The organism is Streptomyces sp. NPDC005408 (genome assembly GCF_040606445.1).
Classification (GTDB): Bacteria; Actinomycetota; Actinomycetes; order Streptomycetales; family Streptomycetaceae; genus Streptomyces.
The window spans coordinates 54,290-61,210 of record NZ_JBEXEX010000046.1; the positions used below are offsets into that span (position 1 = coordinate 54,290).

6 protein-coding genes and 1 rRNA gene are annotated in these 6,921 nt (G+C 71.2%); 2 read left to right on the forward strand and 5 right to left on the reverse strand.

What is annotated here, in order from left to right:
• Positions 1 to 24 precede the first annotated feature (24 nt).
• The 3 genes from ABZS64_RS30795 to ABZS64_RS30805 form a co-directional block, all read right to left on the reverse strand.
• Positions 25 to 1,062: an iron chelate uptake ABC transporter family permease subunit gene (locus ABZS64_RS30795; RefSeq protein WP_355836833.1), complete on the reverse strand. Its 1,038-nt coding sequence runs from the start codon at positions 1,060 to 1,062 to the stop codon at positions 25 to 27.
• On the reverse strand, positions 1,059 to 2,018 hold the full coding sequence (locus ABZS64_RS30800; protein WP_355836850.1) for an iron chelate uptake ABC transporter family permease subunit: 960 nt from the start codon (positions 2,016 to 2,018) through the stop codon (positions 1,059 to 1,061). The genes ABZS64_RS30795 and ABZS64_RS30800 overlap by 4 nt, the downstream gene beginning before the upstream one ends.
• A 247-nt stretch (positions 2,019 to 2,265) precedes the next feature.
• Positions 2,266 to 3,294 (reverse strand): HAD hydrolase-like protein, encoded by a 1,029-nt coding sequence (locus ABZS64_RS30805; protein WP_355836835.1) that lies wholly within the window; start codon positions 3,292 to 3,294, stop codon positions 2,266 to 2,268.
• A gap of 72 nt (positions 3,295 to 3,366) precedes the next feature.
• Here ABZS64_RS30805 and ABZS64_RS30810 point away from each other — a divergent pair, with 72 nt between their 5' ends.
• Positions 3,367 to 4,647, forward strand: a complete 1,281-nt coding sequence (locus ABZS64_RS30810) for a DUF1015 domain-containing protein (RefSeq protein ID WP_355836836.1) — start codon at positions 3,367 to 3,369, stop codon at positions 4,645 to 4,647.
• A 53-nt stretch (positions 4,648 to 4,700) separates the two neighbouring features.
• On the opposite strand, the gene ABZS64_RS30815 is transcribed toward ABZS64_RS30810, so the two are convergent.
• Positions 4,701 to 5,456 carry a tetratricopeptide repeat protein gene (locus tag ABZS64_RS30815; RefSeq protein WP_355836852.1) on the reverse strand — a complete coding sequence of 252 codons (756 nt, stop codon included), beginning with the start codon at positions 5,454 to 5,456 and terminating at the stop codon, positions 4,701 to 4,703.
• Between the two features lie 99 nt (positions 5,457 to 5,555).
• On the opposite strand from ABZS64_RS30815, the gene ABZS64_RS30820 reads away from it, so the two are divergent.
• Positions 5,556 to 6,824, forward strand: a complete 1,269-nt coding sequence (locus ABZS64_RS30820) for a hypothetical protein (protein WP_355836854.1) — start codon at positions 5,556 to 5,558, stop codon at positions 6,822 to 6,824.
• A gap of 6 nt (positions 6,825 to 6,830) precedes the next feature.
• Here the strand turns inward: ABZS64_RS30820 and rrf are convergent.
• Positions 6,831 to 6,921, reverse strand: a 5S ribosomal RNA gene (rrf, locus tag ABZS64_RS30825); the annotation flags it as partial.

The following is a 6,921-nucleotide window of genomic DNA, read 5'->3' on the forward strand; positions in this document are numbered from 1 at the left end:
TCCTGGATTCGTGGTTCACGGTGTTCATATGCGGCCCGCCTTGCGTTCGGTCACCAGCAGCCAGAGCAGATAGCAGCCGCCCAGCACCCCGGTGACCACGCCGACCGGCAGCTCGCGGTCGCCGAAGGCGGACGTGGCGGCCCAGTCGGCGATCAGCAGCAGGGCGGCGCCCATCACGGAGGCCGCGGCGAGGTTCGGCCCCGGCGAGCGGGTCAGCCGGCGCGCGAGCTGGGGGGCGCTCAGGGCCACGAAGGCGATGGGCCCGGCGGCGGCGGTCGCGACGGCGATGAGCAGGACACCCGAGCCCATCAGCACCACTCGGGTCCGCTCGACCGGCACCCCGAGGGCGTACGCGGCGTCATCGCCCATTTCCAGCATCCGCAGCGGCCGCCCGTGCACGAAGATCAGCGGGAGAAGGACGGCGAACACCCCGAGCAGCGGCCAGACCTGCGCCCAGTCGCGGCCGTCGAGCGAGCCGGTCATCCACAAGGTGGCCTGGACGGCGTCGACCAGGCTGGCCTTGGTGACCAGATAGTGATTGGCCGCGGTGAGCATGGCGGCGACGCCGATGCCGATGAGGACAAGCCGGTAGCCGTGCACACCGCGCTTCCACGCCAGCAGATAGACCGCGACACCGGTCACCACTCCGCCGACGACCGCGCCAACCGCCACCGCGAAGGCTCCGCCGTGGAAGAGGACGATCACGCTGAGCGCGCCTACGGTGGCGCCCTGCCCGAAGCCGATCACATCCGGACTGCCCAGCGGATTACGGGAGATGGACTGGAAGATCGCGCCGCTGAGGGCGAGCGAGGCGCCGACGAGCAGTCCGACCAGCACGCGCGGCAGCCGCAGGTCCTGGACGATGAACTCCTGCGCCGGAGTGCCGTTCCCGAACAGCGTGGCGACGACGTCGCCGGGCGAGATGGGGAAGTCGCCGCTGCCGATGAGTACGACTCCGGCCCCGAGGGTGAGCGCGGCCAGCAGCAGGAGCACGACCGCGGTCCGCGGATCGACCCGCAGGGAGAAGCCACCGGGGATGCGTATGGCGTGCACGGGCTTCACAGCTGGGCCATCCTCTTGCGGCGTACGAGATGGATGAAGACGGGCCCGCCGATCAGCGCGGTGACGATGCCGACCTGCAGCTCGGAGGGACGCGTGACGACCCGGCCGACGACATCGGCGCCCAGCAGCAGGACGGGCGACAGGATCGTGGCGTACGGCAGGATCCACCGCATGTCGGGTCCCGTGATGGAGCGCACGACGTGCGGGATCATCAGCCCGATGAAGACGATCGGCCCGCAGGCGGCGGTCGCGGCCCCGCACAGCAGGGTGACGGTGAGCATCGCGAGCGCGCGCGTACGGTTCAGGTGCGCGCCGAGGGCGCGGGCGGTGTCGTCGCCCATCTCCATCGCGTTGAGGGGCCGCGCGAGCAGCAGCGCGAGCACCACGCCGATGCCGATGAACGGGACGATCTTGCGGATGGTCTCCATGTCGGCCGATGCGAGCGAGCCGACGGTCCAGAACCGGAGCCGCTCGAGCGCAGCGGAGTCCAGCAGCTGTACGGCGTTGATGTAGCCGTAGAGCGCGGCGGTGGCGGCGGTCCCGGCGAGGGCGAGCCGTACCGGAGTCGCGCCCCGGCTGCCGCCGAGGATGTACACGAGTACGGAGACGACGGCGGCGCCGATGAACGCGAACCACACATACCCGGTGAGCGATGTGACGCCGAGGAAGCTGACGGCGGAGACGACTGCGGCCGACGCCCCGGCGTTCACGCCCAGCAGTCCCGGCTCCGCCAGCGGGTTGCGCGTCAGGGCCTGCATCACAGCGCCCGAGAGCCCGAGGGCCGCGCCGACGATCAGCCCGAGCAGCGTCCGCGGCACCCGGACGTCGTGGATGATCACGTCATTGCCGACGCCCGCGTTGTGGAACAGGCCGTGCCACACGTCGGAGAGCGGTATCGACTTGGCACCGACGGCGATGCTCGCGACACAGACCAGCAGCAGGACACCGAGTGACACGAGCAGCCCGGCGGCGCGCAGCGCGTGGCGCCTCCGGGGCTCGGTCGCGGATATCGGCTCCGCGCTCTGTTTGGGGGGACTGTCGACCAACACGAGGTTAGGTTAGCCTACCCTCGCATCGCTGCTCGATCCCTCCCATGGCTCCTCGACGGGGAAGCCGCCGAGGGCACAGTGAAACCCGCCGGTGGGCGCGGTGAAGCCCAACCCCCGTGCGGGCACCCTCGATTCCGGCAGCGACGAGTGGTGCCTACAGCCCTAGCCGCGACAGCGCCTTGCCCGCGTCCAGCGTGCACACCCCGTCCCCGGCCTCCGTCCAGGCCGCCGCGCACAGCGCCCGCAGCCCGTCCAGTGGCTCACCCTCACCGTCGAGGGCCAGCGCGTCGTCCCGTACGGACGCGGTCCACCCTCCACACACGAATCCGCCGTCCGTCTCGGCCACTTCGGGCTGCCCGGTCAGCATCCCGCGCAGATCGGCATCCACATAGGTCGGCCGGTGCTCGGGCCGCGCGGCCAGCAGCTGCGCGCCGTCGGTCACCCCGGTCAGCACGAGCAAGGAGTCGACGCCTCCGTTGAACGCACCCTCGATGTCCGTGTCCAGCCGGTCCCCGACAACCAGCGGCTTGCGCGCCCCCGTCCGCAGAATCGTCTCCTTGTGCATCGGCGGCAGCGGCTTGCCCGCCACCTGCGGCTCCGCGCCCGTCGCGATCCGTACGACCTCCACGGCCGCGCCATTGCCGGGCGCGATGCCCCGGGCGCTGGGAATCGTCAGATCCGTGTTGGACGCGAACCACGGCACACCGCGCGCGATCGCGTAGCACGCCTCCGCGAAGCGCCCCCACGTCAGATCGGGCCCGCCGTACCCCTGCACCACCGCGGCCGGATCGTCGGCGGCGGACTCCACCGGCTCAAGACCCCGCTCGCGCAGGGCGACCCGCAGCCCTTCCCCGCCGATCACCAGCACCCGCGACCCGGCAGGCACCTGCTCGGAGATCAGCCGGGCGACCGCCTGCGCGGAGTTGATCACGTCCGCCGCATCGGTCGGCACACCCAGCTCGGTAATGTGCTCGGCCACCACCTCGGGCGGCCGCAGCGCGTTGTTCGTCACATATGCGAGATGCATCCCGCCCTCGCGCGCCGTCAGCAGCGAATCCACGGCGTGCGCGATCGCCTCACCACCCGCGTACACCACGCCGTCCAGGTCCAGCAGCGCCGTGTCGTACGCCTTGCTCAGCGCCGTCCCACTGCCGCTCGGCCGGGTCCTGCCCTGCTGACTCATTCGCATCCGCTCCTCGTTCCGGGCCACTCCCCCGATCATCGCTCATCCCCGGAGCCCACATACGATGCACAAATGAACAACGAAGGTCCCGCGGCCAACGACGGTCTGCATCTGATCCCGTTCCGTGGGCTGCGCTACGTCCCCGAGCGGGTCGGCAGCCTCGCCGCCGTGACCTCGCCGCCGTACGACGTCGTCGTCAGGCCCGACGGCCTGCACCACCTCGAGTCGGCGGACCCCTACAACATCGTGCGGCTGATCCTCCCGCAGGCGAACTCCACCGGCGACCGCAACCAGCAGGCCGCCGACACCCTCACCCGCTGGCTGACCGAGGGCATCCTGGCCGCGGACCCGGAACCGGCGCTCTACGTGTACGAGCAGCGCCAGGGCGACCTCCTTCAGCGCGGCGTCATCGGCGCGCTCGCCCTGTCCGAACCGTCCGAGGGTGTCGTCCTGCCCCACGAGGACGTGATGCCGGACATCGTCGCGGACCGCGCCGCCCTGATGCGTACGACCGCAGCCAACCTGGAACCACTGCTGCTGACCTATCGCAGCACGGGCAACCCGACAGGCGCGACCGCCGTCATCGAACGTACCGTCCTGCGCTCGCCGCTCCTCGCCACCACCACGGAGGACGGCTTCAGCCACCGTCTGTGGTCGGTGACCGACCCGGCCGAACTCGCGGAGATCCGCTCCGACCTGTCCGACCGTCAGGCCCTGATCGCCGACGGCCACCACCGCTGGGCGACGTATCTGCGGCTGCGCGCCGAACATCCCACGCCCGGCCCCTGGAACTACGGCCTCGTCCTGCTGATCGACACGGCTCGCTACCCGCTGCGGGTGCGCTCCATCCACCGGCTGCTGCACCGCCTCCCGGTCTCCGAAGCGCTCGCGGCCCTGGGCGGCTCCTTCCGCGTCCAGCGTCTGGAAGTCCCCCTTCCGCAGGCGCTGGAGGCACTGGGGGCCGCGGCCGCCGAGGGGAACGCCTTCCTCCTCGCGGGCGACGGCGCCTTCCACCTCATCGACCGCCCGGACCCGGAGCTGCTGGCGCGCACGGTGCGCGCCGACCGCCCCGAGGCCTGGCGCACGCTCGACGCGACGGTCCTCCACTCCACGCTCCTGGACCACATCTGGCGGATCCCGGACACCCCGGAGTACATCGGGTACATCCACGACACCGAGGCGGCCGTCACCCAGGCCGAACGCCGCGGCAGCACGGCCGTGTTGATGCATCCGGTACGGGAAGACGTCGTACGGGATCTCGCGCGCGAGGGCGTCACGATGCCTCGCAAGTCGACGTCGTTCGGCCCGAAGCCGGCGACGGGCCTGGTCCTGCGAAGCCTGACACTGGACTGAAACTGAAGAAGGGCGGCACCCCAGCGGGTGCCGCCCTTCTTCATTACGTCCTGCTACTCGGCCTTGCCACCCTCGGCGTCGCCGGACTCGTCATCCGACTCGTCATCGGATTCGTCATCCGCGTCACCCTCGTCGATCGCGTCGACGAACTCCACACCGTCCAGCTCGGCCAGCCGGTCCGACGCGTCGGTCGCCCCGTCCTTGTCGGCTTCGAGCGCCTTGGCGAACCACTCGCGTGCCTCGTCCTCGCGTCCGGCCGCCAGCAGTGCATCGGCATAGGCATAACGCAGCCGCGCGGTCCAGGGCTGCACAGAGCTGGACGCCAGCTCCGGGCTCTGCAGGGTCACGATGGCGGCGTCGATCTGCCCCATGTCCCTGCGCGCGCCGGCCGCGACCAGACGCATCTCGACCTGGCCCGCCTTGTCGAGCTTCTGCACCTCAGGCTCACCGGCCATCGCCATCGCCCGCTCGGGCCGCCCGAGCCCGCGCTCGCAGTCGGCCATGACGGGCCACAGCTCGACACTGCCGGTCATCCGCCGGGCCGCCCGGAACTCGGCCAGCGCCTCCGCGTACTTCTGGTTCGCGTACGCGGCGAAGCCCGCGGCCTCACGCACGGCGGCCACACGCGAGGCGAGCCGCAGCGCCACCTTGGAGTAGGCGTAGGCCTGCTCGGGGTCCTCGTCGATCAGATTGGCGACCATGACGAGGTTCCTCGCGACATCCTCGGCGAGGCCCTTCGGCAGGCTCTGCAGCTCCTGCCGTACGTCCTTGTCGATCTCGTCGCCCGTGACGTCGTCAGGAATCGGCAGCCGCTTGACCGGCTCGCGCTCGGGGCGGTCGCGGTCGTCGCGCCGCCCGTAGCCACCACGGTCGTCGCGCTGTCCGCCACGGTATCCGCCGCGGTCGCCATGCCTGTCGTCGCGCCGGTCGTCACGGCGGTCGTCACGACGCGGCCCGCTCGGCCGGTCATCGCGGCGTCCGTAGCCACCGCCACCACTGGGGCGCCCACCACGATCGTCATCGCGACGCGGCCCACTCGGCCGGTCATCACGGCGTCCGTAGCCACCGCCACCACTGGGGCGCCCACCACGATCGTCATCGCGACGCGGCCCACTCGGCCGGTCATCACGGCGCCCGTAGCCACCGCTGCTGGGGCGGGAGCCGCCGCGATCGTCATCGCGACGCGGCCCACTCGGCCGGTCATCACGGCGCCCGTAGCCACCGCTGCTGGGGCGGGAGCCGCCGCGATCGTCGCGCTGACCGCCGCGGTACCCACCACGGTCACGGTCGTCATCACGACGGAACGACGGACGCTCATCACGACGGTCATCGCGCCGGTCGTCACGACGGAACCCACCCGGGCGCTCGTCGCGACGGTCGTCGCGAGGTCCGCGGTATCCACCACCGGAACGGTCATCACGCCGGAAGCCGCCACCACCGCCACCACCGCTGGGGCGACCGCCACGGTCGTCACGCTGCCCACCGCGGTACCCACCACGGTCACGGTCGTCATCACGACGGAACGACGGACGCTCATCACGACGGTCATCGCGCCGATCGTCACGACGCGGCCCGCTCGGGCGATCGTCACGACGTCCGTAGCCACCGCCACCACTGGGGCGTCCACCACGATCGTCATCGCGGCGCGGCCCACTGGGCCGGTCGTCACGACGCCCATAGCCACCGCCGCCACCGGAACGGTCATCACGCCGGAAGCCGCCACCGCCGCCGCTGGGGCGACCGCCACGGTCATCGCGCTGCCCACCGCGGTACCCACCACGGTCACGGTCGTCATCGCGACGCGGCCCGCTCGGGCGGTCCTCACGGCGTCCGTAGCCACCGCCACCACTGGGGCGCCCACCACGATCGTCATCGCGACGCGGCCCACTCGGCCGGTCATCACGCGGCCCGCGGTACCCACCACGGTCGTTGTCACGCCGCGGCCCACGGTCCCGGTCGTCACGGCCACCGCGGAAGCCGCCCCGGTCACCACCGTCCCTACGACGCGGCTCGCGCTCCGGACGGTCGTCGGGAGAGTTGGTGGACATCGGCGTGACTCCTGTCTTCGGGTACTGCAGTCATTCTCGCGCAGCCGGCCATCGGACGCGCTTCGGAAAAGCGAGCAAAACAAAAAAGGACCCGTGTTCCAGCGTGAACGCTGGACCACGGGTCCTTGAAAGATTGTTCGGCGGCGTCCTACTCTCCCACAGGGTCCCCCCTGCAGTACCATCGGCGCTGAAAGGCTTAGCTTCCGGGTTCGGAATGTAACCGGGC